Annotated in this window: 3 protein-coding genes; all 3 read left to right on the top strand. The window is 65.8% G+C overall.

What is annotated here, in order from left to right; genetic code table 11:
- Nucleotides 1-936, top strand: a 936-nt coding sequence (locus tag C1704_RS17330; protein ID WP_419186815.1) for an esterase/lipase family protein, incomplete at its 5' end; no start/stop codon positions are given.
- The gene (locus C1704_RS17325; protein WP_104303990.1) at nucleotides 933-1325 is read left to right on the top strand and encodes a hypothetical protein; all 393 of its coding nucleotides are present in this window, start codon (nucleotides 933-935) and stop codon (nucleotides 1323-1325) included. The genes C1704_RS17330 and C1704_RS17325, both read left to right, overlap by 4 nt.
- Nucleotides 1326-1414: 89 nt before the next feature.
- Nucleotides 1415-2521 (top strand): T6SS immunity protein Tli4 family protein, encoded by a 1107-nt coding sequence (locus C1704_RS17320; protein ID WP_104303989.1) that lies wholly within the window; start codon nucleotides 1415-1417, stop codon nucleotides 2519-2521.
- Nucleotides 2522-2619 lie beyond the last annotated feature (98 nt).

Genomic DNA, 2619 nt, shown 5'->3' with positions numbered 1-2619 from the left:
CGCCCCGAAGCCATGGTGGTGGATGACGACGGCAAAGTGCCCACCGACATGAAGCTGCCGGCCGAAGAGCTCAAGCGCCGGGGCTGGGGCGAGATCGCGGCGATGAGCTATGGCCCCGCGCTGCGCTGGCTGGAAGAGCACCTGAACGACTTCGGCTCGTACCAGAACGGCCTGCGCGCCCAGCTCAAGCGCCAAACGCTGGGCGCCGATCTGGGCGAACAGCCGCTCGGTGAAGAGGAAGTGCGCCTGAGCTACCGCTACCGCTTCCCGGTGCATGCCTTTGGCTACAACTGGCTGGACGACAACGCCCAGTCGGCCCAAGCCCTGGGCCGTCGCATCGACGAGATCATCGAGCGCTATGCGCGCGCCGATCGCATGCGCTGCGAGAAGGTCATCCTGGTGACCCACAGCATGGGCGGGCTGGTGGCGCGGCACTGCTGCGAGGTGCTGGGCTGGCGGGACAAGATTTACGGCATCGTGCACGGGGTGATGCCGGCCACGGGGGCGGCCGCGGTGTACCGGCGCATGAAGGCCGGCACCGAAGGCACCTGGGGCGTGGCCCAGGTGCTCGGCGCCGATGCGGCCGAAGTCACGGCGGTGCTGTCCGGCGCGCCGGGGCCGCTGCAGTTGCTGCCCAGCCCCGAGTACGGCAATGGGTGGCTGAAGATCCGCGCCGGCGCCCAGGAGCTGGCCTTGTCGAGATCTACACCGTGCGCGGCGCCTGGTGGGGCCTGTGCGACGAGGAGCTCATCAATCCGCTCAACGAGGAGCAAGACCCACGCAAGCGCAGGCAGCAGGTGGAGAGGGATTGGGGTCTGTTCAAAGCACACATTCGTACCGCTCGCCAGTTTCACGAAACCATTTCACAGCGCTACCACCCCCACACCCACGCCTTCTGCGGCGACAGCGCGCGGCACAAGGCTTACGGCACGGTGAGCTGGCAGGCGCAACGGCACAGCGCGTCGCTGGCTGTGCAGCAATGGTTGCAAGGCCATGCACCGAAGAAAGCGCCGGTGGGCGCCACTGCCTTCGATCAGACGGGGGTACGTCGCCACGTCATCTTGCGTGGGGCGGAGCAAGCTGGGGCCGAGTTCGTGATCAGCGCCCCCGACGAGGCGGGCGACGGCACCGTGCCGTCCCGTTCGGGCCTGTCGCCCCAGCCGCACTGCCAAAGCTTCCTGCGCGTGGCCGTCGAACACGAGCCGGCCTACAACCCCGAGGCGGGCCCGGCCAGCGTCCAGGCGCTGCACTTCACGCTGCGCGCCATCGTGCGCATCGCCCAGCGCGTGCGCGAGTCGTCCCGCATGATGTACGAGGACTTTTGATGAGACCGGACCGTCGCCGCTGGATCCTGGGTGCGCTGTGCGCACCCTGGGCCCTGTCATCAACCGCTTGCTCCCCCCGCACCCCTGCCATGACCGCTGAAGAAGCCCAACTCGTCCAAAAGCTCACCGCGCGCATGCGAACGCGCTGCATCGGCCGCCACCTCATCGACTTGCCCGAGGACTTCGTGCTCAACCCCGTCGACGGGGTGCAGATCGAAGGCGTGGAAGTGAGCATGCGACCGCTGCCGCGCGCTGTCTTCGACTACCAGTTGGAGCGAAGGACCGAGGAGCTGAAAAACCAAGTCATCAACATGCTCAACAAAACGCCCGTGCTGATGGATGTGCGAAACGTGCCCGGCGGTGTCGGCAAGGTCTTCAACCGTGCAAACAGTTATGCGTTTGCTCGGATCTGGGAGTTGATGGATTGGCAGGATGGGTTCTTGATCACTGCATCGGTCAAGGCCTTCGACTATTCGTTGGACAAGCCATTAGGCAATGAACCTACCGACTCCTCCGACGTCGAAGAAAAGTACACCCACCTGCTGAACGTGTACCGCCGCCTGCGCGGGCGACGCGACGACGAGATCCCCAGCGAGCCGGGGGATTGCTTTGCGCATGGGTTTCACCTGCTGAACGTGTACCGCCGCCTGCGCGGGCGACGCGACGACGAGATCCCCAGCGAGCCGGGGGATTGCTTTGCGCATGGGTTTCTCAGGGGTGGACCACTTGAGGATGTCGCCATCACGGCCTTTTATCACCTCAAAGACGCGCCCGATGTATTCGTGATGTTCAGTCACTCGACTCAGGTGTGGGAAGACGACACCATGCTGCAAAGAGCGTCCAGCATTGAGCGACAACTGGCCGCCGCTGGCATCAAGACCTTGCGCAAAGGCCCGCGCACGATTCACGGCCTGCCTTACGAGGAATGGCTGTCACGCGAACCCGAGACGGTCACGTCCGCGCGCGTGCCCGGGCACGGCCTGACGTTGCACGGCAACGAAGCAGCCAAGGATCCGCGCAAGCCCAACATCGAATTCACCCTCTACAACGGCCACTACATCCCCTCGCCGCCGCGTAGCCTGGAAGAAAAGGCCATGATCCCGGACCTGACGCACGCTACCCTGAGCGAAGGGCAGGTGCTGGCGCTGTGGGAGGCGATCACGGCCACGCTGAGGCCGCGGCCCGGGGCGTTGTAGGACGAAAGCAGCGGCGTGCTGCTGAGCACCTACGCCCAGGCCCCCCAGGAGCCGGCCGGTGACCCCACCCCCGGCCTGGCGCTGCTGCAGCAGGCCCG

Source organism: Caldimonas caldifontis (assembly GCF_002930615.1).
GTDB classification, from domain to species: Bacteria; Pseudomonadota; Gammaproteobacteria; order Burkholderiales; family Burkholderiaceae_C; genus Caldimonas; species Caldimonas caldifontis.
The sequence above is the reverse complement of the archived record's forward strand: the minus strand, read 5'-3'. Positions and strand labels throughout refer to the sequence as shown.